The sequence below is a fragment of the Microbulbifer okhotskensis genome, from assembly GCF_023895975.1.
Classification (GTDB): Bacteria; Pseudomonadota; Gammaproteobacteria; order Pseudomonadales; family Cellvibrionaceae; genus Microbulbifer; species Microbulbifer okhotskensis.
On the sequence record NZ_JALBWM010000065.1, the window covers coordinates 1 to 23849 of the forward strand.

The following is a 23849-nucleotide window of genomic DNA, read 5'->3' on the forward strand; positions in this document are numbered from 1 at the left end:
ACGAGCGGTACAGTGACTATGGGGCTATAGCTGCATGAAACTGTCCGAAGTGTTGCTGAAATTAAGTGGATTTAAATCTGTAACAACCCCAATCATCAGAGAAATGGTACTTGGTACTTGTAATAGAGGCAACCACATGGACGAACGGACAAATTGGAAATCTTTCCCAGCCCCATGTAATAATGATTTTCTCATCGCTCCTTTCGGGCCAGGTGTTTATGATTTGCGAAATAAACAAGCAGGTCAGCTTATTCTGTTCGGTTCGAGTGAAAACTGCGCCCACCGGATGTCCAGACTTCTCCCTGAACCTCTTGGTTGTGGCACTAGGAATAACATCAAGAAACGTAAGTAAGTGCTGGAACAACTAGTGGATATTGAGTATAGAATTTTATCCTATAGAAACATTGAAACCGCGAGAAAATCCGAGGAGCAGTTAAAAGAAAAAAATTCTATTTATTTCCAACATAGAATCCCTCATACAATACGTGCATCTATGGCCGCTACGCGCTCCTGACTGTAAGGAAATTCTTGTGTAAATAATTCTTTATTGACCTGGGCGAAATCAAAATTTCTACCAGACCATCTACGAAAGCGTCTCCCACTGGCAGAACTGTATCTGCCCCATGTTTAGATAGGTTGCTTTCTCTTGAAATACCATCAGGACAGCAAACAGTGTGAGCATGAATTTCCTTTGTGGCCTTTTAATGTTGGACATTTTAGCGAAAACAGTTTTTACTACATCTTCCATGGGCAGGTATTGTTTTAATTTGAAGTGAGAACCTTATTTTCTCAGTATTTGTCCATGGATCCTACCTATTTTCCCCTTAAAGCTGTCCGAAGTGTTGGTTACTAGTCAACTACCGTAACCTAGGGATAAGGATGCTCCTTACTAACATCAAGCTCGCAAACTATTTTAGATAGATTTAATCCAGATCGCCCTAGTAGCTTACCAAAATAAGCTTCGATCAAACTCCTGTTAATGAGTAAGAAAAAATTAATATTGACTTTTTCTGGCAACCTTGTATTAAACTTAGAATATAAAATATAAACCTACTCATAACCCCGACAGCCCATTACAATTAACAGCTTTACTATTGATTTAAGTATAATGACAATGAGTGACACACCCCGCAATCTTCTACACCAGGAAACCTTAGCCGTTCGCTGGGGTGATATGGATGCCTTTGGTCATATAAACAACGCCACCTACTTCACCTACTTTGAGCAGTGTCGCTGTAGTTGGTTAGCCTCTGTATGTAACTCAGGTGCTCTCAGCAGTAATCAAGGAGATGGCCCTGTATTACTGAATGCCTCAGCTAATTTTAATTTACCTTTGGTATTTCCGGCCAACATTACTATTAGCATGTATGGTGGCACTCCCGGCCGCAGCAGCTTTAATAGCTATTATGAAATCAGAGATGCGGACAATACCGACATACTATACACCACCGGTGAAGCTAAGATTGTTTGGGTAGACCAACGGGCTGGGAAATCTATGCCGGTACCTGATGATATACGGGTTTTATTGCCCACCGTTTAAATTAGACTTGTTCAACTTACTGAAAAGACAGAAGGAAAAATATACTGCACCTGGGATCCTGTGAGGCATGGATGCCGATTACGAGCCAACATTGTGGCAGGTTCTATATCTGGGTTAAGGAAAGTGACGCAAAGGAGTGTAACTTTAATAATTCTTGGATGATTCTGCAGTACAGCTAAACCTAAGCTACTAACTACAAAAGGGTGGTTAACCCCGCCTTCCATTTCATTTAACTCATCTTAAAGAATCTAAACGTCGCACAAGGCGTAATATGCCAGAGTATTATCACCACGAGTAAGCACCGCTCAAAAGCAGCTGCTTGGCAGGCAAGTGCTACCTCTTTACTACTCCAGCCAGCCAGAACATGGGCCCTGTAGCCTGCCCAATAGGTATTCATGCTAGGCTTTTGTTTCTTGTGAAACATGGATGCCTTTTTACGGAAATCCTTTATGAGTAATTATTTTGACCTAGAGCGTTTCTGCCAGGCACAAGACGATACTTATACACAGGCTCTGCAAGAGTTACGACAGGGGCACAAACGTAGCCACTGGATTTGGTATATTTTCCCACAGATAAAAGGACTTGGGCACAGCGCTACATCACAAAGATATGGAGTGGCAGGCCTGGGGGAGGCACAGGCTTACCTAAAGCATCCTCAGCTGGGTCCACGATTGCGAGAATGTTGTCATGCGCTGTTAAACCTGCAAGATTTCAGCGCCCTGGAAATATTCGGTAGCCTGGATGCCATCAAGGTCAGATCCTGTATGACCCTGTTCACTCACGCCGCAGGCGGCACTGACAATCTATTTATACAAGTTTTAGAGGAGTATTATGAAGGCAAACAGGACCCGCGGACTCTGGAAATCCTGCAAGGCTCCCACTAATCTCGATTTCATTTCCTCCTGGGGAATATTTTCAAGCAGTCTGGGGGCCACTTTCCTCCAGGCGGTCGCTGCCCAGTAATTTATCCATCACCAAGCAAGCCGTGAGGTCGCCCGTGACATTAACGGCAGTTCTGCACATATCGAGTATCCGGTCTACACCAATAATCAAAGCAATACCCTCCGGTGGCACACCAATTCCGGAGAGGATAGTCGCGAGAATAACAATACCTACACCGGGAGTACTTGGCGAGCCTATAGAGGCGCCCACAGTAGTCACTGTTAAGCCGATAAGTTGCGCGGTTGTCAGATCGATACCATAGACTTGGGTTAAAAAAACTGCCGCAATAACCTGATAAAGGGCCGTGCCATCCATATTTACTGTGGCGCCCAACGGCACAATAAATTTAGCGATGGAGGGCTTTACCCCCAGGGGGCTCTCGGCAACGCGCATGGACAGGGGCATCACGGCGGCGGAGCTGGAGGTGGAAAACGCCAGCAGCTGCACGCCACTGATCCGCTGCAAAAAGGTGATAGGGCCCACTGAGGCCACAAAGGCGACAATAATCAGGTAAAAGCTGAGGAGTATAAGCAGCCCCAGAATCACGGTGCCCACGTAAACAGACATTCCCAGGATTGCGGTAAGACCGATACGAATGGCGATATCGGCCAGTAGGCCAAATACGGCCAGCGGCGCAAACAGCATGGCCCAACCAACGACCTTGAGTGCTACTTCCTGAATAATACCGAAAGCATAAACCGCTGACTCCCGCTGCCTCTGCGGCAGCAGTATCACCGCAACACCAATAAATATCGCGTATACCACCAGCTGCAACATATTGCGCATGGCGATACTTTCATTGAGATTGGCGGGGATCAGCTCAGCGATACGTTCCGGTAGGGGTTTTGACTCCATGAGCTGTGGGGCACTGGCTGCCTGTAGTTCGGTGGCGACACTGAGCAGCGACTCGTCGATAAAATCACCGGGCTGGATGATCTGGACCAGAACAATACCGATAACCACCGAAACGGCAGTAGTGACAACAAAATAGGGCGCTATACGCAAACCTACACGCTTGAGCTGGCTGACATTTCCACTGCCGCTGAGCCCCAGGATAATTGAGGACATGATCAGCGGTATCACCACCATCTGGATCATATTCAGGAAAATAGAACCCGGTAATTTGAACCAGCTGGCCAGCGCGGCGCTGAGATCCAGGCTTACCAATGCCGCCCCCTCCGGCGACAGCAGCAGGCCGGTGGTCAGTCCCAGGACCATGGCGATCACTATCTGCATCCACAAGCGGGTGCGCACCAGCACACCAAGGGATTCAACCATTCGGATCAAATAGAAGTTCGTACCCTTACTCATTGGTGGCTTCCGCATTGAAGAACATAGTGAAAGACATCGGACCGCAGGCATTATGTCCCAAGGCCGTGAAGGAAACCTGACGGTCAGATCAAGTCCGGGGTATAAATAGCGGTTGTTCGATACCACTTTTGCCAGGGTAACAAGCCTAAATCATCGGACCGTCGAACCTATCCACTGTTTGAAGCAAAAAACGGGCCTTGGGTACTATGGGATTATTCAGGCCCTTCCGATGAGCGCCTTTGCTGGCCCGGTGTGCCGCGGCGGGAGAAGTCGCATTGGCTCTGGTTTCCTTGCAGGGCACAACCTCTCTCCCCCTTAAGACAGTGCAGGATATCGTTTTCTGCGGCGAGATTGGCGTGATAGTGATAGCCCAGATCTGCGAATTCATGGCCGCAGCACTCGTCCAAATCATCGGGCTCACGGCCATCGGCATTTTCCCGTGCATAGATCAGGTAGCCATCGATGATAGCCGCATGACTCGCGGCGGAGGGATAGGCCTGACTACAACCCAGCGCAGCATGGTAGTGGTAGCCCACATGGGGATTAACATGACCACCACAGGCATCCACCGGCGCCAGGGTGTGCGCCCCTAGAATCGCCCCAATCGGTGCGCTGATATCAAATTTCACCCCATTAAAGGCAACACCATATCCGGAAAAAGGATCGGGCCGCTGCTTGGATTTTGCCTTGCTAGGCTGCACCGGAATCAGGTAGCGGGTCTGGAAGTCTGGCCCCATATAGCTGGCCAGGCATTCCACACAGTAATTATTGTACTGCGGCGCCACATCCGGCCGCGCAGCCATTTCGCAGGCCTGCTTGGAATCGGTCACCTTTATCGTCCCGGTTTTGGGGTCGTATAGGCTCCATTTCGGATCAGAGAAATAGGTCGCTGAATTTTTAACGAAAGGCCCATCAATCGGGACTATCTGCTGTTTGATAAACATCATGCCACCGGCGGTAATCGGATCGACAATAGTGCGTGGGCACCAGGGCCCCATTTTATGTTTGGGTTCTGCCTTTATCGTAATCATCCAGCAGTGGGTCTTGCGTCCCTCTGAAAGGGTACATTCCACCTTTTTATTCCCTCAACCAATGCATCTTTGGCAAATAAATGGGGGATACCCATTTGCTCGGAAAAATCGGTATGAGCGGAAACGGCAAAGCTAAAAAATATCAGCAGAAAAAATACTACACGTATGGCGACCATTACCTGAACCCTTAGCCCGCTCAAGTTTAGCAGTGCTGCTTCCCTCACTAATTACTGGGAAATTGTTGTGCTAACAGAGTGCGAATCCATTTGTGCAAAGGGTCCTGCCCACTGCGAGTGTGCCAAGCTGCGATCACATCAAATCCGGGGGGCTGTTCGACAATAAGCAGTGTATTCAGTCGGGGATCAGGCAGCAGACGCGAGGGCAAAAAGGCGACGGTGTTGGTGGAGGCGATACACTCGGCCGCTGCGGCAAAAGAAGGCACAGACAAGACCACATTGCGCTCCAGGCCAAACTGTTCGAACCAGTTATCTGCCATACCGCGCAAGTCTCCCCGGGAGGGGGATACTACCAATTGTGGCAGATCGGCCAACTCTTCCATTCCCAAAGGCTGACTGACGCTGAGCCGCCTATCTGTGTGCTGACAGCTAACACAGACATAGTGTTCTCGATACAACAACATGCTGGGACTGTTATCTGGCACAAACCCCGGCGTGCTAAAAACCAGATCCACTTCCCCGGTCTGCAGCTGCTGGGCCATGCGATCAATCTCCAGCTTGAGTACCACCACTTTTATCCCCGGAGCCAGCTGACGCAGTTGCTTGAGGAGGCCCGGCAGCACCACTCGCTGCTCAAAATCTGTTGCACTGAGCGTAAATATGCCCCGATGCTGTGCAGGATCAAACTCATCAGTGCGCAGCAGTGCCGCGACATTATTAAGAATTTCATCCAATTTAGGCGCCAGGCGCTCGGCCATGGGCGTGGGTATAACACCGCTACTGGTGCGAATAAACAGGCGGTCATCAAAGATTTCCCGTAGGCGTTTTAACTGTTCACTGACCGTTTGCTGGCTCACACCCAGCTGATCTGCCACCCGAGATAGGTTCAGTTCCCGCAAGATAGCGCTCATTAAGCGAAGTTGGCGCAACTCAAGCCTCTCCAGCGGGTCTACACGGTGGTTCCTGCTCAAACCTGTATCACTCACAACTGTTACTTGGTTTTCATTGTATCTGAGTGACCCTAAAATTGTGCATAGATTGGCCCATATGGCATCCACTTCGGTGGGGGGAGAGTTCACCATGCTGAATGCAGCCCGATCCTCTTTTCAGGAGCACTTAGTTACAGCGATCATTCACTACGCAGACCCCAGTAGCGACTTGGTTTACGACAAGCGATCAGAGGGCCCGGGGCCTGCTAGCTTGGTCGAGAACGTTATTTCCCAGCAGGTTCATATATACGATGGCCGCGCACTGAAAACGGCCGGAGAGCGCTTTCGCCTGGATACCCAGGGTTTTGAGTTGGTACGCCCAATGCTGGGTATAAACCTGCACCAACTGGATGGTGCATTAAACGCCCTGGACATGCCTTCTGCGAATAGTCCCACTCCTGAGGAGCGCGACCAGTTAATTCGCACCCAGTGGTACCCGGCGATCGAGTCGTGGATAGGCGCACATCTCGGCGCGGCAAAAGTATTGACCTTTGACCATACGTTGCGTGCCCAGCCATCGAGTGATGCGACCCCTGAGCTGAGCCGCAGCCGCAGATCCCCGGTGAAATTGGTGCACAACGACTACACACCCTGGTCCGCAGAGCGCCAGTTAAAAGAGACCCTAGAGGCACGAGGTTACAAACCCTCAGATTATCCGCGCTACCAATTTATTAACCTGTGGTTGCCCCTATTGCGCCCGGTACAGGAGTCCCCATTGGCCATGGTGGACTTGCGTACTGTCGCCGCCAGTGATTTCCACAATATGCGATTAATTTATCCGAAGCGCAAAGGGCAGATTTCGGTATTGAGTTCAAATCCCGTCCACCGCTGGATCTGGTTTAGCAATATGCAGCCTGGCGAAGGCATTTTACTGCGCGTATTCGACAGCCAGCACCGTGGTGATGTGACCGGCGTTCCACACTGTGCTTTTGACCTGCCGGGAAGTGCCAGTGCACCGCGCAGAACCAGCCTGGAAATTCGCACGATTGCGCTTTTTGAACATTAACCGAACAGCTTTTCTGTAAAACCTTTGGCCACCTTATTGGGTGGCCAAAATCAATGAGAATTAAAAATGGAAAACACCCTTCACTCGTACGACCCATTAAACGGGGAGAGTATTGGTTCCGTGCCCGTCAGTGACACAGAGGCAATTCAAAACTTGGTGAAGAGAGCCGCTAAAGCTCAGCAGATATGGGCAAATAATCCCTTACAGGAACGGGTGCGACTCTTACAAAAAGCCTACACCGCACTGGAGGCCCAGGAAGAAAAACTGGCGCAATTGATCAGCCGCGAAATGGGTAAAGATTCCCGCCGCGCTCAGTATGAAGCCGGAGGCGTGGTCAGGGGTGGGGCTTGGTTGGCCGGAGATGCCGGCGAGGCTCTGCGCACCAAGCGCAATAGCGGAAGCGAAATCCAGTACCGGCCCCTGGGTATTGTTGCGGTGATCTCTCCCTGGAATTACCCGCTGGCCATGGCCAACAACCTGATAGTGCCGGCCTTGATTGCCGGTAACACTGTTATTTTAAAGCCATCAGAAGAGTCTCCCCTGGTGGCCGATTTATTAGTGAAAACCCTGACTCAAAGCCTGCCGGAAGGTGTTTTACAAATTGCCCACGGCGATGGGAAAACCGGCGAGGCTTTGGTGAAGTCCTCTATTAATATGGTAGCTTTTACCGGATCGCGAACAACAGGCCAGAAAATTATGGCCAATGCAGCACCGGCACTGAAACGCCTAGTGATGGAACTGGGGGGTAACGATCCCATGATCGTTTTAGACAGCGCCAATATTCCCCAGGCCGTGCAATTTGCGGTGGGCTCCAGCTTCGAGAATTCAGGCCAGATGTGCACCTCTACAGAGCGTATTTATGTCGACGAAAAAATCGCAGATCAATTCGAAAATGCCGTAGTGGCACTGGCGAAACAATATCGTGTCGGTGGATGGCAGGAACCCCAGGTGGATATCGGCCCCTTGGTTAATCAGCGCCAACACCAAAAGGTGGTGGAACATATCCACGATGCTCTGGATAAAGGCGCAAAGCTACTTTTGGGTGATCGAAATCCTCAGGTGCCTTTTATTCCCCCTACAGTAATCAGTGGGATTCGACCAGGCATGTCGATGGAAGATGACGAGACCTTTGGGCCTATCGTAGCTATCGACCGCTTCAGCTCGGTAGACGATGTGGTCGAGCGGGCCAACAACTCCGTTTATGGTCTCGGCGCGGTGGTGTTTGGTGAAAGCAAAGAGGCCGAGCAAGTCGCCAGCCACCTGCAAGCGGGGATGATTGGCATTAATCAGGGCGCAGGCGGCTCGCCCTGGGTCGGCGCCAAGCAGAGTGGTTTTGGTTTTCACGGCGGCGCGGAAGGGCACCGGCAATTCGCCCAGATTACCGTATTAAATCGCTAAGCTTTTTGACAACTTTCTACAGAAGTACAACCGATGTCCACGACTGAAACTATTGAAACAATCACCCATACAGATGACTTCTATGTTATCGCCCGCGAGCCCGGTGCAGAGCACCCAGCCCTGCCAACCTGGGCCACCCACAGTAGAAACCCGGTTGCCCTGGCAGAGCAATCCCCACGGCTGGTTTCCCGACGGAATATCGCCTCAGTACCCGGGGCTTTTCAGCTACTCAATGTCTTCTCACAGGAGGAATGCCAACGGCTGATCGATATCAGTGAAGCTGTGGGATACTTACCGGATGCAGCCGTCTCCCTGCCCCGGGAGGTCCGCCACAATGACAATCTCACCTGGGTAGTAGATGAAGTTACCGAGCGTTTGATCTGGCAGCGGTGCCAAGGCCTGATGCAGGACCCCAATGGTTATTTTGGCGGCCGGCCGGCCGTTGGTATCAACCAACGCTTCCGTTTTTATCGGTACAGCGAGGGAGATTTTTTCCAGTTTCACACCGATGGCGCCTGGCCCGGCAGCAAGGTAATAGATAACAAACTAATCACTAACGGCTACCCGGATCGTTATAGCGAAATGACATTCCTGATTCTGCTGAACGATGACTTTGACGGCGGCGCAACCTGTTTTCGGGTAAATGCAGATGATCCGCTCAAACAGCCAAACCAGGGTTCACTAACGGATATAGATATCCGCACTCCAGCAGGGGCGGTGTTGTGCTTTCCCCATGGTATGCACCCCCTGCACCGGATTCACAGCTCCACACCGATCACCCGCGGAAGTAAATATATTATTAGAACCGATATTCTCTTTTTGCAGGAATAACCCACCCGAATCCAGCACAACAAATCAGCATACTACGATGACCGCCGAAGCATAGAGCTCAGCCAAGGCTAAAATTCCATCTGATTTTTACAGCTTGGAGTGAATGCAGTGGAATTGGTTAACTACCTGAATAAGCACTTTCTGACCAGAGAGCAGCTTATTCAGGCCACCCAGATCAGCGAACAACAATTACAGGGTTACCAGAGTGAGGGCGTAATGCCAAAGCCTTCTTATCAGCTCAATATCCAGCTGAACTGTAACTCATTTTTGGGGCCTCATAACCAAAAACAGGACACTGAATACTATGCGAAGGGTTATTGCAGTTGGATCGGGGCAATTAAAGTAACAGCAAATTTAGAGGCGATTTATCGACATTTTTACGATCGATATACAGCCAAACTTACCCAGCTGCATAACCTGGGCTATGAATCCAATAATCCCAAATTATCATCGGGAATTGATGAACATATTGGGGAGGAGTGGGGATATTTTATCCAGGGAACCTATGGCTTGTGTACCCGTAGCGGTTTACCGGAGGATATCGCTGCAAAGGAACTCGCTACTATGGAGATCAATAAACTACTTGAATATGACAATTTATCTCAACAACAAATACAGCAGCTCAATTATTTTGTAGATCTTTTGGACGCGCACAGCTCACTATTTGCCCCTCATGAGAGAATCAAAAGCTCGAGACATCGATTGATAGACCATGTGCGCCAGGATTTCAATCTGCAGTGAAAAAGTTAAATTAATACCTGACCCATAAAATGAAAAAGACTAATATTCGATCATGGAAATCACTTTACCTATATATTCGGTAGAAGTCGCCTTTGCCAAAGGGCGTACGCTTAGGGTTTTTCCTGAATATTCAATCATTGGATTAAGGTAAGGGGTAAAATCTGCGGTTTTATCTCCACCGTTTAACCAAGCTTTTATGAACTCATCTTTAGCCGGTGCAATCATCGGCAGTGATTTTTCATGGTAGCACTTGGTTGCGGGGTGGGAATCCAGAGTAATAATTGAACAGCTTAATAAATTACCCCAAGTCTTATATAAACCACAAAAGAAGAAAGGTACCCCATAACTGAATTCCACCGGATTCTTGCCACCCTGGCTTTCCACCCAGGCTGTGGCGGGAATTAAGCAGCGGGACTTCCGATATTCCGGTCTGGAGTCCAGTTTTTTCCAATTACTGTTGATAGACCAGTATTTTTTATGGGGCCGCCAGGTATCGCCATGCCGATCAAGATAGAGGTGCCAGATCGCACTTTCAATCTCCGGGCTGCCCTTCCTTGCTGTAACGATAGACACCTGTTGAGTTGGCCGCCGACGCCGGCCGTAAATCAAGTGCTTGGCACCCCGAATACCGTAGCTATCGAGGAAACGCTCCAAATCTGCGTGATTACCCACATCGAAGACACTGCACACCCAGGACCTCCTATTTATCCACGTGAAAGCCTTCTGCCTGTATGCTCTGCCAACCACCCCAGATTACTTCCAATCCAGGGCTGTCCCATATAAATCAGCCTAAATGATGGCATATTCTTTCTTTTAGACTCAGTATTAATTACCGCCAGATTAACTGCGCTGAGTTTTTATCTTTTCATACAACATTCAGCGCTGAGATAGCAACCAAGTGTCTAGAGCTTTTCTTCTTCCCTGAGCGTCAGGACTTCATAACCATTTTTTGTCACCAGTACGGTGTGTTCCCATTGGGCCGACAACTTTTTATCCCGGGTTATTACCGTCCAGCCATCTTTTTTAAGTTTGGTCTTGCGGTTCCCCTGATTAATCATTGGCTCAATGGTAAATATCATCCCTTCTTGTAACACTTCTCCTGTCCCTGGGCGACCAAAGTGAAGAATCTGAGGTGCTTCATGCATCTCCCGGCCAATACCGTGACCACAGTATTCCCGCACGATACTAAATCCTTTGTGCTCAGTATGGCGTTGAATCACATGTCCAATATCGCCAAATGTGACCCCGGGCTTTACCGTGTTAATGCCAGCCCACATAGCCTCATAGCAAGTAGTCACCAGTTTTTTTGCGATTGGAGAGATTTTTCCCAGGGTATACATTTTACTGGAATCGGCGATATATCCGGATTTCTCCAGGGTGATATCCACATTGACGATATCCCCCTCACGCAGTATCTGTTTGTCATTTGGCATACCGTGGCACACCACCTCATTGACCGATGTATTCAGGGCATAAGGATAGTCATATTGCCCTTTACTGGCAGGGCGGGCATTGAGTTCCTTTACGATGAATTCCTCCACCCGATCATTGATCTGCATCGTTGAGACGCCCGGCTGAATAAAGGCATCCAACATGGCAAAGACACGACTCAGTAATTGGCCCGAACGGCGCATCAACTGCCGTTCATCGGGAGTCTTTATTTTGATCTCAGTCACGTGTCAACTCTTCCAGGGTTAACACTTGGTTACGCAGTAATTTTTTACACAGATCGCTGTAGCTTAACTGCGGATTCAGCTCCGCCAACATCCCAATCTTGATCCAGTATTCAGCCTGGGAGTTGATTGAACGGGCCATCACGGTACTGGCCTTGCGAATTTCATCGTGTAGCTCATCAGAAATTTTGACGATGCCCATCACTTCCACCTTGATATGCAATATATACAAAGTGTATACGAATCATATAAAAATACCTAACATGTTAGCAGTGAATATTAATATGCAACTTATTGCATAGCCTGATAGAGAGCGCTATGGTTGAGGGATAAAAATAAAAGTGGCGAGGCCATCATGACAGAGACCCCTGAAAAGAAGCGCAGTGCTCCAAAACCAAGCCGGCTGCGCATTGGCCGGCGCTATCGTCCCAGTCGCCTGGAAGGCACATACGACGCCATTATTATCGGTTCCGGTATCGGCGGCCTCACCTGTGCTGCGATGCTCAGCGCCATGGGCAAGAAAGTACTTGTCCTGGAGCAGCATTACACTGCAGGAGGCTATACCCACGCCTATGACCGCAACGGCTATGAATGGGATGTCGGGGTCCACTATATTGGCGATGTGGGCGAACACCCCACCATGACTCGCAAGATTTTTGACTTTATCACCAATAACCAGCTCCATTGGGCGCCGATGGATAATACCTATGATCGTATCTGCATCGGTGAGGAGCAGTACGATCTTAAGGCCGGTCGCCAGCAGTTTATCGATGAGCTGGTAAGCCATTTCCCCGATGAGCGCGCCAATATTGAGGCATACCTGCAACGGCTGAATGTGGTCGCCAAAGCCATGCAGCGACTGGCGATGGAGAAAATCTTGCCCAACTGGTGTGGGCCTGTCATTCGCCTGTGGAGAAAGCTGCGCGAGCCGACCTGGCTCAATAAAACCACTCGCGAGGTTCTCGGTGAAATCACCAGCAACGAAAAGTTGATTTCTGTGCTTACCGGGCAGTGGGGCGATAATGGTATGACCCCATCCGAGGGCAGCTTTATTATTCATGCCCTGATCGCCAAACATTACCTGTATGGCGGTTATTACCCTGTTGGTGGCGCCAGCAAAATATCCGAAACTATTATTCCCCAGATACAGGCCAGTGGCGGTGATGTATTCACCTACGCCAAGGTGGAAACCATCCTGATGGATGGCAACCAGGCCCGCGGCGTAAGAATGTCTGATGGCCATGAGATTCTGGCACCCCTGATAGTCTCCGGGGCGGGAGTATTCAATACTTTTGAAAAACTACTACCGCGAAGTACCAGCGAGCGCGTGGGTTATATCCGCGACCTGGAGACGGTTAATCGCTCCATGTCGCACCTCTGTCTATATATCGGTTTGGAAAAAACAGCTGAAGAATTAAAACTGCCCAAAACCAACTACTGGATCTATTCCAGCGACCGCTATGAAGAAGATATGCAAGCCTTTATCGGTGACCAGGATAAGGAAATACCTCTGGTCTACATCTCTTTCCCATCCGCCAAAGACCCGACTTTTACCCAGCGCTACCCAGGCCGCGCCACTATCGAAATCGTGGCACCGGCCAACTACGATTGGTTCGCCGAGTGGCACGACAAACCCTGGGGTAAACGGGGCGACGATTATGAAACCTTGAAGGAAGCCTTCAGTCAGCGCTTACTGGAGCATCTTTACAAGCATTTGCCGCAATTGCGTGGAGAGATCGATTACTACGAGCTTTCCACCCCATTATCCACCGATTATTTCTGCTTCTACCCTCGTGGGGAGATTTATGGGCTCGACCATGACCCCAGTCGCTTTGAGCAGTCCTGGTTGAGACCCGAAAGTCGTATAAAAGGGCTCTACCTCACTGGGCAAGATGTGATGAGCTGTGGAGTAGCAGGCGCCATGATATCCGGTATGCTGACAGCGCAGAGTATTATTGGCCTACGCCAGGGGGGCAAATTAATGAAAAAGATATTTTCCAACAAACCCGTAGAAAGCCCGGCAAGCGCCACTGACGAGTTAACGAAACTCTCCAGTTGAGTCGAACCGCCTCAGTTAAACACTGACTTTACTATTTAACCCCCCACTGTCGTGCGCTAGCGCCGCGGCAGTTGGCTGGGAATATGGTCAAAATTTAATACCCGAATCATAAGGCGGCGGTTTTCCCGTTTGCCTTTTTTGGTCTCATTATCCCCAATGGGGTCGGTATCGCCGTAACCTTGAGCTTCCATTCGGTCAGCAGATACACCGCGCTCTATCAGAAAGTATTTTACCCAGTCCGCCCTGCGCTGCGATAAACTCAAGTTTTTCTCGGCGTCACCTGCGTTGTCGGTATGCCCTTCAATGGCAATGCGCATATCGACAAAATCACGCATGATCACCAATAGAGCTTCCAGGTCGGCAATAGTTTCTATACGAGGAGCAAAACCACCGGGTTGAAACTCCAGACGCAAACGAAAAGTATCGCCACTGGCCCGACTGTTTCCCCGCAAAAACCTCACCAGTTCATCGGCAAAGGGCGCCGCTTCACGGGCCGTTTTTTCACTGTCACCTGTCTGTATTCCATCGACAGGTTCAAGTGTATATTTCTTCGGGGATTCGGACTGATGACAACCCGCCAGGGTAATGGCCAATAGGGTCAGGCAACTGGCAGACAATAATTTACCCGCCATAGGTAAGTTTCCGGTTTCTCGACGTCAAATTCAGTGTAGAACAATGGAAACGCCGCTTGGCAGCCCGCGAAGACAGTATTTTTAGGTGGTCTGCTAGCTGGAAAAAGAGGGGACAAGCTGCAAATCCAGTATCTAACTGCTTGATTTTTCAAGGAAGGGTTACGCGTAGTAGGCGTAACCTCAGGACAAGAAAGGCCTCAAACACAGTCATTGCAGAAATCACGTGCACTTAGATAAAATTTAAAACCGCCATCATATCGGTGACCACCCGGGCACCCTCTTGCTCCAGCTGTGGCCCGCGCACCGGGTGGGCGCTGTAGCCAACCACTCGCATCCTCGCTGACACAGCAGCTGATACGCCGGCAATTGAATCTTCCACAACCAAACAGCGCTCCGGCACCACCCCCATGGCCTTAGCCGCATACAGGAACAGCTCCGGCCAGGGTTTGCCTCGGGATACATCCTCTGCACTGAAGATTCGTCCATCGAAATAGCCGTACAAACCGGTTTTATTCAGCGTCAACTGCATCTTTTGGTGAGAGCCAGAGGAGGCCACGCAACTGCGTAGGCCTATCTGCTGCAATTGCTCGAGTAGGCCTTCAATCCCCACAACCGGCTGCAATTCCGCCTGGAAGGCCTCGCGGATACGGCGTTCCGTATTGCCAAAGTAGTTATCGGGTAGTGGCCCGCCAAAGCGCTTTTCAATCTCAACCAGGCAGTCCTTGGCAGGACGGCCACTAAATTGCTCATCCAGCTCCTCTGCAGTCGTCTGCATACCGAGCCGGCTCATCTCCTCTGCCAATATGCGACAGACAATACTCTCACTGTCTACCAGCACACCATCGCAGTCAAAAATGATTAAATCGGTAGAAGACATGGGAACCTACATCGTTAACGCGCAGAAAGCAGCATTAGGCCAAGGATGACACCAATAACACCACTGATACGCAGGAAGTTTTCATTTCCTCGGGAAATTTTAATCGCCAGCGCCTTGCCTCGCTCAAAGCCGATTTGCAGCATATAGGCACCACTTAACAGCACCAGCACGCCGAGGGCATTGAACAAGATATACCAGTGGCGCGTGTCTGCTATCAGCAGCAAAATCAAACCGACAGTGATACGCGTCCAAGCAGAAAAGGCGTAGCCTGTTTCGTTGAGTCTTTCGCTGAGGTTTCGTGCCAATTGCGGCTTTGCCACCACGGCTACCGACAGTATGACAATGGCAATGCCCAGCAGCCAGATAAATACTTTAATCATGTTCTCTCTTCCCTGAATACATTTGAGCCGAACCCTCTAACAGCTTCGGCTTATAAATCACCCCACTGGAACTGCAATACCGAAAGGGCGGCAACCGGAGCTGTCTCTGTGCGCATTACTCTAGGTCCCAGGCGCAGCGGCATAAAATCCTGGGTCAGTGCCGCATCAATTTCCATCTGCGAAAGCCCACCTTCAGGGCCCACCAGCAGAAGGGCGGATGTTGGTTTGCCACGCTCTGCCTGCCACTGGTGCAGATCCAACTCGGTGCGGTGGTGCAGCACTAATTTAGCTTGCGCTTCACTATCCTGAGAGGAGCCCTGTAAATACTGCGCCAGCTTAACTGGTTCAGCAATCTCCGGCACCCGATTGCGCTCACACTGCTCACAGGCACTGATAGTAATCTGGCGCCAGTGGCCGAGCTTTTTCTGCAGACGGTCGCTGGAGAGTTTAACTTCACAACGCTCAGTAAATAGCGGCTGAATGGCACCCACTCCCAACTCCGTCGCCTTCTGTATTACCCAGTCAAAACGATCACCTCGGGAAATTCCAATCGCCAAAGTCAATGCCAGCGGCGATTGGCGGTCCTCTGGACAGAATTCTCCAACATTCACCCGTGCGCGTTTGCCCGCCTCAATCAGCTCCGCACGGTACTCTCCACCGCTGCCATCAAACAGCGTCAGAGGGTGTCCCGCTCCCAAGCGAAGCACTTTAACCAGGTGCCGGGAAGCCAAGTCATCCAACTCCACCACTTGTTGAGTGGCGAGGGGCTGTCTGGAAAAAATACGCGGAATGCGCATGAGTGGAATCCTATATAAACGCCATTAAAAAGCCGACATAAATGTCGGCATTTTTCTGGCAGTTAGTTTAGGCATTTATGCCCCACAGACGCAATGGCAGAAAACTAACCTTTGAGCCTGTGGCAGGCTTTGCTTACACCGTTTCCAACGACACCGGCGCATCCATTCTCTCTGCGGCTTTGCCCTTAGGGCGCAGCTTTTCGATCACTTTGTACAGGTTGGGTACCAGCACCAAAGTCACCGCCGTTGCAAACAGAACACCGAAGGCGAGACTGATCACCATTGGAATCAGGAACTGCGCCTGGATTGAACGCTCGAACATAATCGGTACCAAGCCGATAAAGGTGGTGATCGAAGTCAGGATAATCGGGCGGAAACGATCCCGACCCGCCTGTACTACCGCATCCATCACGGCCATACCCTGAGCGCGCAGCTGATTAATGCGATCCATCAATACCAGGTTATCGTTCACCACAACCCCCGCTGCGGCAAGGAAGCCAAGCATCGACATAATGCTGATATCGTGCCCCATCAGCAGGTGACCGACTACTGCGCCAAAGAAGCCGAAAGGTACCGCCGTGAGGATCAGCAGCGGCTGTGAATAGGAGCGGAAAGCAATCGCCAGCAGCGCGTAAATGCCAAACAGTGACAACACAAAGAATGCCAGAATCGCACCATTGAATTCCTCTTCCTCCTGCATATCTCCCGCCGTTCTCAGGGAGAAGCCGGGGAACTGGCGTTCCAGTTCAGGCACCAGGGTCTCGCGCATATCTTTGAGAATGTCCTGTGCCGAAGAGGTATTCGGGGTAATTTCGGCGAAGACCCGCACGGTGCGCTCGCGGTTATTCCGACGGATGGTGGTATAGCCCGGCACATAAACCGCGTCAGCTACTGCCGAAAAGGGCACTTCCCCTTCTCCAGTGCGGATACGGATACGATCCATCTGCTCTTCACTGGCGCGCTCGTCCCGTGGGTAACGCACCATCACCCGTACATCCTCACGTCCACGGGGAATACGTTGCACCTCCTCACCATAGAAACCCTGGCGCACCTGCCTGGCGACATCTGCCAAGTTGATTCCCATGGTGGTGGCATAGGGTTTTAGCTGAATCTCAATATCGCGGCGCGCACTGGTGAGGTTGTCACGCACGTCGTAAACACCGGCATAGTTATCCAGCTTTTCCTTCACTGCATCGGCAGCCGCACGCAACTCATCCATATCACCGGAAGCGGTGCTTAGATTCAGGCTCATACCGTTGCCGCCATTATTGATAGAGGAGTCGATATTGATATCCTCCACGCTGGCAGGCATTTCACCGATTAGTTCGCGCCAGCGCAACGCCAGGGCTTTGGAAGTCACATCGCGTAACTCTCCATCCGTTAGCTGCAAAGTCACATAAATGTTGCCACGCCAGTTGAATACCAGAGTATTTTGTACAAATGGCTCACCATTATTCTGCTCGAGCATACCCTCATCTTTCGCCAGCTTGTCCGCCGCTGTCAGCACCTGCTCCATCACTCGCTCGGACTCGACAAAGGGCTCACCTGGGGCCATGGTGGCCTTCAGATCCAATAAATCCGAGGGTACTTGCGGCGAGAACGAAGAACCCACATAACCATTGAGAAATACGGTGATAGACAACACCAGAGCCAAAAGGAAACTCATAACGGTGACGCGGCTGTTGCCGAGAGATTTCTTCAGCAGAGGCAGGTAATATTTTTCCCCTGCCGTTTTCATTGCCCCGGCAAAGTGCCCACGCAATCTCTGCAGCTTGATGCCGAATGTAGTTGTCGCCGGTTTCTCAGGCTTCATGTTGACCAAGTGCGCCGGCAGGATCAGCAGTGACTCTACCAGAGAAAAAACCAAACACAGCAGCACTACCACTGGCAGGGCCAGCATCATCTGGGCGGTGTAACCGGGCAGGAACAGCATCGGTATAAAAAATACCATGGTGGAAGTGACGGCAAAGATAACCGGCGCAGATACCTGCTTAACCCCCTCTTCAGCTGCAGCAAGGCCGGTGACCCCCCTATCGTGGGCGGCGTGTACCGCCTCCCCGACGATAATCGCATCATCCACCACAATCCCGAGAATTAGCAGGAAAGCAAACAGCGACAGCATATTTAAACTGACACCGGTAACCGGCAGCAGCCACAAGGCGCCGAGGAAAGCCACAACAATGCCCGTTGTCACCCAAATCGCAAGGGCCGGGCGCAGGAACAGCATCAGCATCACGAAAACCATCGCGAAGCCACTCAACGCATTCCCGGTGAGCAGGTTCATGCGGCCTTCAAACGCCTTGGAAAAATCAAACCAAATATCGAATTCCATACCCGGCGGCAACTGTGTGCGGGCTTCATCCATAAAGGCTTTAATACGCTCTGCGGTAGCCACGACATCCAGCGGCTCCCCCTGGGTAACACGCAGGTTCATCGCCGGGTTGCCATTGAAGCGGATGACATTGTTGTACTCTTCGAAGCCATCACGCACCGTGGCCACGTCACTTAGCAACAGCACAGAACCGTCGGTATGACTGACTACCGGTATACGCTCAAAATCTTCGGCGGTATAAGCCTGTCCGCGGGTCTGCACCTGAATATCACCACGATCAGAGCGCACCATGCCCGCAGGCAGATCAAGGGATGAACCGCGCACTGCATTAGCCACATCATTGAAACTCAGGTTGTAGCGGCGCAGGTCCAGTTCAGAAACCTCGATAGACAATTCATCTGGACGCTCGCCCCAGATATCCACGCGACGCACACCAGGAATCAGAGTGAGTTTGTCGCGCAAATCCAGGGCGGTTGCCTTCAGCTCACTCTCGGAAACAGGACCGCCCACGGCGATCATCATCAGCTGCGTATCCCACTCCTGCAGGTGAATAATGGGACGCTCAATATCTTCTGGAAAGGTGTTGATACTATCCACCTGCACCTTGATATCGTTGAGCAGGCGAAGTTGGTCATAGCCATCCTCGGCCTGAATATCTACTGACGAGCGGCCACGACGGGAAGCGGAATTAACCTCTTTAATTCCTTTTACCTCAGCGATAGCCTCTTCTACACGTACCGTTACTTGCTGTTCGACTTCGGCAGGGCCGGCACCGGGATAGGAAATATCCACCTCGACGATGCCCGGTTGGATTGCGGGAAACACCTCTCGATCAATGCCAAAGATGCCGGAAATACCGCCGATAATGATCATAATCATCAGCAGGTTGGCAGCCTTACTGTTACGCGTAAACCAGGAGATAATCCCGTTCATTAGCGGCCTCCCTGCGATTGATTGTTCGCTGTAGTGGCTTCGCTCACTGTGGCAGCAGTAGGTTCAGAACTACTTTCTAAACTGTCGACCAAACCAGCGGGTTTGTTATTGAGCGGATTGGCGGTAAGCGCCATACCTTCGCGGGAATAGCCCAAGCTGGAAACAATCACACGGTCACCCAGGGCAATATCCCCTCGCAACCAGACCTGATCACCGATGCTCTGTAAAAGCTCCACATTCTTGTTAGTCAACAGACCCTCTTCATTCAGCACCAGCAAGTGATCGCCCTCATGCAGGGCCTGCCGGGGTAGAACGACAACATCGTCAAAGGTTCTGCCGGCAATATCCGCTTCCACGAACAGTCCATTCATCAGTGGTACCTCCCCCTCATAGGGGTTCTGTACCTGGGCCACAGCAAAAATAAAGCGACTATTGGGGTCAATACTGGCTTCGGTACGTACCAGCTGCGCACGCCACTCGCGTTTGCGCCCAGCCACTACTGCTTGAAGTCGTACCTCGGGGCCGTTTTCGATGGATTTGCCCAGCGGTACGTCGAGCAAAGCCAGCTGCTGGTCAGTTAAGGGCAGGCGTACCTCAGCAATACCTGTACTGTGAATTTTTGCCAATCTGGTACCGGGGGTAATGTACTGACCCAGATCGACATAGGTTTCTACCACACGCCCGGCAAAAGGGGCTGTAACCCTTGTACGCTTAAGGTCCAGCTTGGCCTGGTCGCGGTCCGCACCCGCTGCGGCCACGGCGGCTTCCGATGCCGCCAGATGGGGTTTGCGCAGGAACAAAGCGTTGGCAGCATCGCTCCCCAGGTCGCGCCATTCGCGTTTGGCTTGCTTGGCGCGGCCCTGCTCCTGGGCAAGAACAGACTTGGCATCGGCCAACTGAGATTCTGAGCGGGTAACCTTATAGACGTAGTCGGCTTGCTCGAACTGCAACAAAGTCTGCCCCTTAGTAAAGAATCCACCAGGTACAAAGGCCTCGTCCACGCTTTCAATCACGCCACCAACACGGGCCACCACTTCGATTTCATGGCGAGCATGCACACTGCCCTGGCTCGGCACCAATAAAGTCTGCCGGCCCGGTTCTATATAGAGAACATCTGCTACAGGCGGTACCACCGCCTCGGGCGGCTTCTCTTCCGGCTTGGGTTTCAGTAGTACTGCCGCAGCAATTGCTGCCGCCCCAACGACTAAAACAATAAGTAACCACTCGTTCTTGTTCGAAACTTTCACAGGCGCTCTCTACCCCGATCCATGACGGAAACTGATCAAATTTTAATTAGCATGCATTCTACTGAAGTTCGACGCACAGAAGGGGGCCTATGGATGCAGGTTGCCGCACAAGTTTGCGCCCTGTCGCAAACCTTCCTCACAACGCCTGGGTAACGCATAATGCCTGGCCCAATTTACCGTTGTAGGAGAAGCTACCGGGCCGCTCAAAGCCAAGGAAACCGAAAGGCTAATTCCCGGTCAAACGCCGCTCCTAGAGGTACGAAATCCCCCGGAAAACGGATATAAATATCAAATGCTGGATATCAACGTTCGCATCGCCGAAGAACTTAATGTACGCCCACAGCAGGTCACGGCCGCAGTATCCCTGCTGGATGAAGGCGCCACCGTGCCATTTATCTCCCGTTATCGAAAAGAGGTAACTGGCGCCCTGGACGACACCCAACTGCGCACCCTGGAAGATCGGCTGCGATATCTGCGGGAACTGGAAGAACGCCGTGCAACTATCCTTAAAAGTATCGATGAGCAGGACAAGCTGACACCGGAATTGGCACAACAGATCAGCGCCGCCGACACCAAAAACCGCCTCGAAGATCTCTACCTCCCCTACAAACCCAAGCGCCGTACCAAGGGACAAATTGCCATAGAAGCCGGCTTGCTACCTCTGGCCGATGCCCTGATTGGTAATCCCAGCCTGGATCCTTCCGTAGAGGCACAGGCGTACCTTAATACAGAGCATGAAGATGCCTCGCTGCAGGTAAAAGACATCAAGGCTGCCCTCGACGGGGCCAAATTTATCCTGATGGAGCGTTTTGCTGAAGACGCTGAGCTACTGGGTAAACTACGCGGATTCCTTAAGCGCGACGGCCAGGTCAAATCCAAACTGCTCGATGGTAAAGAAGAAGAGGGAGCTAAATTTCGCGACTATTTCGAATATGCCGAAGACTGGTCAAATGTTCCCTCACACCGGGCCCTGGCAATTTTCCGAGGCCGCAATGAAGGTGTACTCGCCATCAGTGTAGGCCTTGCCGAAGAGGACGGAGCCTCCCCCGCAGTCGGCCATCCCTGTGAAGCCATGATCGCTCGCCATGTAGATATCACCGATGAGGGCCGCCCTGCAGACAAATGGCTCGGTGAAGTGGTTCGCTGGACCTGGCGTATCAAGCTGCTCACCGCCCTGGAAACCGACCTGATGGGCGAGTTGCGTGAAAAAGCAGAAGAAGAAGCCATTAAAGTATTCTCCCGCAACCTGAAAGACTTGCTGCTGGCAGCACCAGCGGGGCAAAAGGCCACGATTGGCCTGGACCCAGGCCTGCGCACCGGAGTTAAAGTCGCTGTGGTTGATGCCACCGGCAAATTACTGGATTACACCACCATATTTCCCACACCCCCGCAAAACCGCCTGCAGGAATCCGCTGCGGTGATCGCCGCCCTGTGTAATAAACACAACGTTGGTCTGATCGCTATCGGCAACGGCACCGCCAGCCGAGAGACCGATAAGTTTGTTGGCGAAACCCTCAAGCAATATAAATTGAGCGCACAAAAAGTCGTAGTAAATGAAGCCGGAGCATCTATTTACTCCGCCTCTGAGTTTGCCGCACGGGAATTCCCGGACCTGGACGTGACAATTCGTGGGGCCATCTCCATTGCCCGCCGCCTGCAAGATCCTTTGGCGGAACTGGTCAAGATCGAACCCAAATCCATCGGTGTAGGCCAATACCAGCACGACGTCTCCCAAACCCAACTGGCACGCTCCCTCGATGCGGTGGTGGAGGACTGTGTAAACGGCGTCGGCGCCGAACTGAACTCCGCCTCAGCACCATTGCTGGCCAAGGTATCCGGCCTGAGCGCCTCCATCGCCAGCAATATTGTCAACTACCGCGACCAGAATGGAGCCTTCAAGAGCCGCAAACAATTGATGGACGTACCACGCCTTGGGCCCAAAGCCTTTGAGCAGGCCGCTGGCTTCTTACGTATTAACAACGGTGAGAACCCATTGGATAAATCCGGTGTGCATCCAGAGTCCTATGTTGTGGTGAAACGTATTGCCGAAAAAAGCGGCCGCGAGATCAACGGCCTTATCGGCGATTCCGCTTTCTTGCGCAGGCTCAACCCATCCGATTACACTGACGAAAAAATCGGCCTGCCAACGGTCACTGACATCATCGCCGAACTGGAAAAACCCGGCCGCGACCCGCGCCCGGAATTCCGCACAGCACGCTTTGAAGAGGGTGTAGAAGGAATTAAAGACTTACGTCCGGCAATGGTACTAGAGGGTACTGTCACCAACGTTACCAACTTTGGCGCTTTTGTCGATATCGGCGTTCACCAGGACGGCTTGGTACATATCTCCGCACTGTCAGAGAAATTCGTTAAAGACCCCCACGAGGTCGTGAAAGCCGGTGATATCGTCAAAGTTAAAGTGATGGAGGTGGACGTTGCGCGCAAGCGCATCGGCCTGACCATGCGCCTCTCCGACGAACCCGGAGAGCAGGGCAGTGGCGGTGTTAAGAAGGGAGATCAACGTGAAAACCGCCAGGCCCAACGCTACAACAAGCAGCAGGGCAATCGTCCGCAAAAAGGGGGGCAGGGAAACAGCCAGGGCAGCATGGGTGATCTTTTGATGGCGGCGATGAAGAATAAAAAGTAAATAGTTTAAACCTAAGGAGGTGGTCACATATCACCTCCTTCGCGATTTCTTTAATGAATATCAGATAGCTCCGCACAGAAACTCTCCAAGAAATTCGCTGGTAAAATACAGGTTCTCACCCATTACTTAGTGCAAAATCTAGGTTTACCCACATGCCAGAATAATCTAGCAACTGCATTTCAAACTTCTATCTGTAAATAAAATGGATCTAAGTGAAGAGAGCAATCACGCAATACTTCGGACAGTTTTAAAGGGCGAAATAGGTAGGAACCACGGCCAGATACTGAGAAAATAAGGTTCTCACTTC

21 protein-coding genes are annotated in these 23849 nt (G+C 51.2%); 9 read left to right on the forward strand and 12 right to left on the reverse strand.

Translation table 11 applies throughout. From position 1 onward, the window contains the following. Nucleotides 1-34: 34 nt before the first annotated feature. From MO867_RS14165 to MO867_RS14175, 3 genes are all read left to right on the forward strand, one after another. A complete protein-coding gene (locus MO867_RS14165) occupies nucleotides 35-352 on the forward strand; it encodes a hypothetical protein (RefSeq protein ID WP_252470069.1) in 318 nt (105 codons plus the stop codon). Nucleotides 353-1114: 762 nt separating this feature from the next. Continuing rightward, entirely contained in the window at nucleotides 1115-1540 is a 426-nt protein-coding gene (locus MO867_RS14170) for an acyl-CoA thioesterase (RefSeq protein WP_252470071.1), read from the forward strand. A 449-nt stretch (nucleotides 1541-1989) separates the two neighbouring features. Continuing rightward, nucleotides 1990-2424 (forward strand): DUF1810 domain-containing protein, encoded by a 435-nt coding sequence (locus MO867_RS14175; protein ID WP_252470073.1) that lies wholly within the window; start codon nucleotides 1990-1992, stop codon nucleotides 2422-2424. A gap of 31 nt (nucleotides 2425-2455) precedes the next feature. Here the strand turns inward: MO867_RS14175 and MO867_RS14180 are convergent, their stop codons facing one another. The 3 genes from MO867_RS14180 to MO867_RS14190 all read right to left on the reverse strand — a co-directional run bounded on the left by MO867_RS14180 (nucleotide 2456) and on the right by MO867_RS14190 (nucleotide 5986). Beyond that, complete coding sequence (locus MO867_RS14180) at nucleotides 2456-3793, reverse strand: dicarboxylate/amino acid:cation symporter (RefSeq protein ID WP_252470074.1); 1338 nt, start codon at nucleotides 3791-3793, stop codon at nucleotides 2456-2458. A gap of 212 nt (nucleotides 3794-4005) precedes the next feature. Next, entirely contained in the window at nucleotides 4006-4866 is an 861-nt protein-coding gene (locus MO867_RS14185; RefSeq protein ID WP_252470076.1) for a YHYH protein, read from the reverse strand. A 181-nt stretch (nucleotides 4867-5047) separates the two neighbouring features. Beyond that, a complete protein-coding gene (locus MO867_RS14190) occupies nucleotides 5048-5986 on the reverse strand; it encodes a LysR family transcriptional regulator (protein WP_252470077.1) in 939 nt (312 codons plus the stop codon). A 94-nt stretch (nucleotides 5987-6080) separates the two neighbouring features. Between MO867_RS14190 and MO867_RS14195 the strand changes: the two genes are divergently transcribed. The 4 genes from MO867_RS14195 (at nucleotide 6081) to MO867_RS14210 (ending at nucleotide 9965) form a co-directional block, all read left to right on the forward strand. Continuing rightward, nucleotides 6081-6995, forward strand: a complete 915-nt coding sequence (locus MO867_RS14195; protein WP_252470079.1) for a CmcJ/NvfI family oxidoreductase — start codon at nucleotides 6081-6083, stop codon at nucleotides 6993-6995. Between the two features lie 66 nt (nucleotides 6996-7061). Next, entirely contained in the window at nucleotides 7062-8393 is a 1332-nt protein-coding gene (locus MO867_RS14200; protein ID WP_252470080.1) for an aldehyde dehydrogenase family protein, read from the forward strand. Nucleotides 8394-8426: 33 nt separating this feature from the next. Beyond that, nucleotides 8427-9224: a 2OG-Fe(II) oxygenase family protein gene (locus MO867_RS14205; RefSeq protein ID WP_252470081.1), complete on the forward strand. Its 798-nt coding sequence runs from the start codon at nucleotides 8427-8429 to the stop codon at nucleotides 9222-9224. A gap of 108 nt (nucleotides 9225-9332) precedes the next feature. Further along, on the forward strand, nucleotides 9333-9965 hold the full coding sequence (locus MO867_RS14210) for a DUF6058 family natural product biosynthesis protein (protein ID WP_252470102.1): 633 nt from the start codon (nucleotides 9333-9335) through the stop codon (nucleotides 9963-9965). Between the two features lie 39 nt (nucleotides 9966-10004). Here MO867_RS14210 and MO867_RS14215 read toward each other — a convergent pair whose 3' ends face one another. From MO867_RS14215 to MO867_RS14225, 3 genes are all read right to left on the reverse strand, one after another. Next, nucleotides 10005-10655, reverse strand: a complete 651-nt coding sequence (locus MO867_RS14215) for an SOS response-associated peptidase family protein (protein WP_252470104.1) — start codon at nucleotides 10653-10655, stop codon at nucleotides 10005-10007. Nucleotides 10656-10867: 212 nt separating this feature from the next. Further along, entirely contained in the window at nucleotides 10868-11641 is a 774-nt protein-coding gene (map, locus tag MO867_RS14220; RefSeq protein WP_252470106.1) for a type I methionyl aminopeptidase, read from the reverse strand. Further along, nucleotides 11634-11840 carry a ParD-like family protein gene (locus MO867_RS14225; protein WP_252470108.1) on the reverse strand — a complete coding sequence of 69 codons (207 nt, stop codon included), beginning with the start codon at nucleotides 11838-11840 and terminating at the stop codon, nucleotides 11634-11636. The genes map and MO867_RS14225 overlap by 8 nt, the downstream gene beginning before the upstream one ends. A 153-nt stretch (nucleotides 11841-11993) precedes the next feature. Between MO867_RS14225 and MO867_RS14230 the strand changes: the two genes are divergently transcribed. After that, nucleotides 11994-13697, forward strand: a complete 1704-nt coding sequence (locus MO867_RS14230) for a phytoene desaturase family protein (protein ID WP_252470110.1) — start codon at nucleotides 11994-11996, stop codon at nucleotides 13695-13697. 56 nt (nucleotides 13698-13753) lie between these two features. Here the strand turns inward: MO867_RS14230 and MO867_RS14235 are convergent, their stop codons facing one another. From MO867_RS14235 to MO867_RS14260, 6 genes are all read right to left on the reverse strand, one after another. Beyond that, nucleotides 13754-14329, reverse strand: coding sequence for an OmpA family protein (locus MO867_RS14235; protein WP_252470112.1), 576 nt, complete (start codon nucleotides 14327-14329; stop codon nucleotides 13754-13756). A gap of 229 nt (nucleotides 14330-14558) precedes the next feature. Next, entirely contained in the window at nucleotides 14559-15206 is a 648-nt protein-coding gene (locus tag MO867_RS14240) for an HAD family hydrolase (protein ID WP_252470114.1), read from the reverse strand. 14 nt (nucleotides 15207-15220) lie between these two features. After that, entirely contained in the window at nucleotides 15221-15586 is a 366-nt protein-coding gene (locus MO867_RS14245; protein ID WP_252470116.1) for a hypothetical protein, read from the reverse strand. 50 nt (nucleotides 15587-15636) lie between these two features. Beyond that, nucleotides 15637-16383 carry a 16S rRNA (uracil(1498)-N(3))-methyltransferase gene (locus tag MO867_RS14250; protein WP_252470118.1) on the reverse strand — a complete coding sequence of 249 codons (747 nt, stop codon included), beginning with the start codon at nucleotides 16381-16383 and terminating at the stop codon, nucleotides 15637-15639. A 133-nt stretch (nucleotides 16384-16516) separates the two neighbouring features. Then, entirely contained in the window at nucleotides 16517-19648 is a 3132-nt protein-coding gene (locus MO867_RS14255) for an efflux RND transporter permease subunit (RefSeq protein WP_252470131.1), read from the reverse strand. Continuing rightward, entirely contained in the window at nucleotides 19648-20895 is a 1248-nt protein-coding gene (locus MO867_RS14260; protein WP_252470143.1) for an efflux RND transporter periplasmic adaptor subunit, read from the reverse strand. The genes MO867_RS14255 and MO867_RS14260 overlap by 1 nt, the downstream gene beginning before the upstream one ends. A gap of 292 nt (nucleotides 20896-21187) precedes the next feature. Between MO867_RS14260 and MO867_RS14265 the strand changes: the two genes are divergently transcribed. After that, a complete protein-coding gene (locus MO867_RS14265) occupies nucleotides 21188-23542 on the forward strand; it encodes a Tex family protein (RefSeq protein ID WP_252470145.1) in 2355 nt (784 codons plus the stop codon). Nucleotides 23543-23849 lie beyond the last annotated feature (307 nt).

What these genes read in the sequence shown, in the direction of transcription:
- MO867_RS14170 (WP_252470071.1), top strand. Translation starts at nt 1,115, where the DNA reads ATGAGTGACACACCCCGCAATCTTCTACACCAGGAAACCTTAGCCGTT.
- MO867_RS14250 (WP_252470118.1), bottom strand. Translation starts at nt 16,383, where the DNA reads ATGCGCATTCCGCGTATTTTTTCCAGACAGCCCCTCGCCACTCAACAA.
- MO867_RS14165 (WP_252470069.1), top strand. Translation starts at nt 35, where the DNA reads ATGAAACTGTCCGAAGTGTTGCTGAAATTAAGTGGATTTAAATCTGTA.
- MO867_RS14225 (WP_252470108.1), bottom strand. Translation starts at nt 11,840, where the DNA reads ATGGGCATCGTCAAAATTTCTGATGAGCTACACGATGAAATTCGCAAG.
- MO867_RS14180 (WP_252470074.1), bottom strand. Translation starts at nt 3,793, where the DNA reads ATGAGTAAGGGTACGAACTTCTATTTGATCCGAATGGTTGAATCCCTT.
- MO867_RS14195 (WP_252470079.1), top strand. Translation starts at nt 6,081, where the DNA reads ATGCTGAATGCAGCCCGATCCTCTTTTCAGGAGCACTTAGTTACAGCG.
- MO867_RS14255 (WP_252470131.1), bottom strand. Translation starts at nt 19,648, where the DNA reads ATGAACGGGATTATCTCCTGGTTTACGCGTAACAGTAAGGCTGCCAAC.
- MO867_RS14265 (WP_252470145.1), top strand. Translation starts at nt 21,188, where the DNA reads ATGCTGGATATCAACGTTCGCATCGCCGAAGAACTTAATGTACGCCCA.
- MO867_RS14200 (WP_252470080.1), top strand. Translation starts at nt 7,062, where the DNA reads ATGGAAAACACCCTTCACTCGTACGACCCATTAAACGGGGAGAGTATT.
- MO867_RS14245 (WP_252470116.1), bottom strand. Translation starts at nt 15,586, where the DNA reads ATGATTAAAGTATTTATCTGGCTGCTGGGCATTGCCATTGTCATACTG.
- MO867_RS14240 (WP_252470114.1), bottom strand. Translation starts at nt 15,206, where the DNA reads ATGTCTTCTACCGATTTAATCATTTTTGACTGCGATGGTGTGCTGGTA.
- MO867_RS14175 (WP_252470073.1), top strand. Translation starts at nt 1,990, where the DNA reads ATGAGTAATTATTTTGACCTAGAGCGTTTCTGCCAGGCACAAGACGAT.
- MO867_RS14235 (WP_252470112.1), bottom strand. Translation starts at nt 14,329, where the DNA reads ATGGCGGGTAAATTATTGTCTGCCAGTTGCCTGACCCTATTGGCCATT.
- MO867_RS14205 (WP_252470081.1), top strand. Translation starts at nt 8,427, where the DNA reads ATGTCCACGACTGAAACTATTGAAACAATCACCCATACAGATGACTTC.
- MO867_RS14230 (WP_252470110.1), top strand. Translation starts at nt 11,994, where the DNA reads ATGACAGAGACCCCTGAAAAGAAGCGCAGTGCTCCAAAACCAAGCCGG.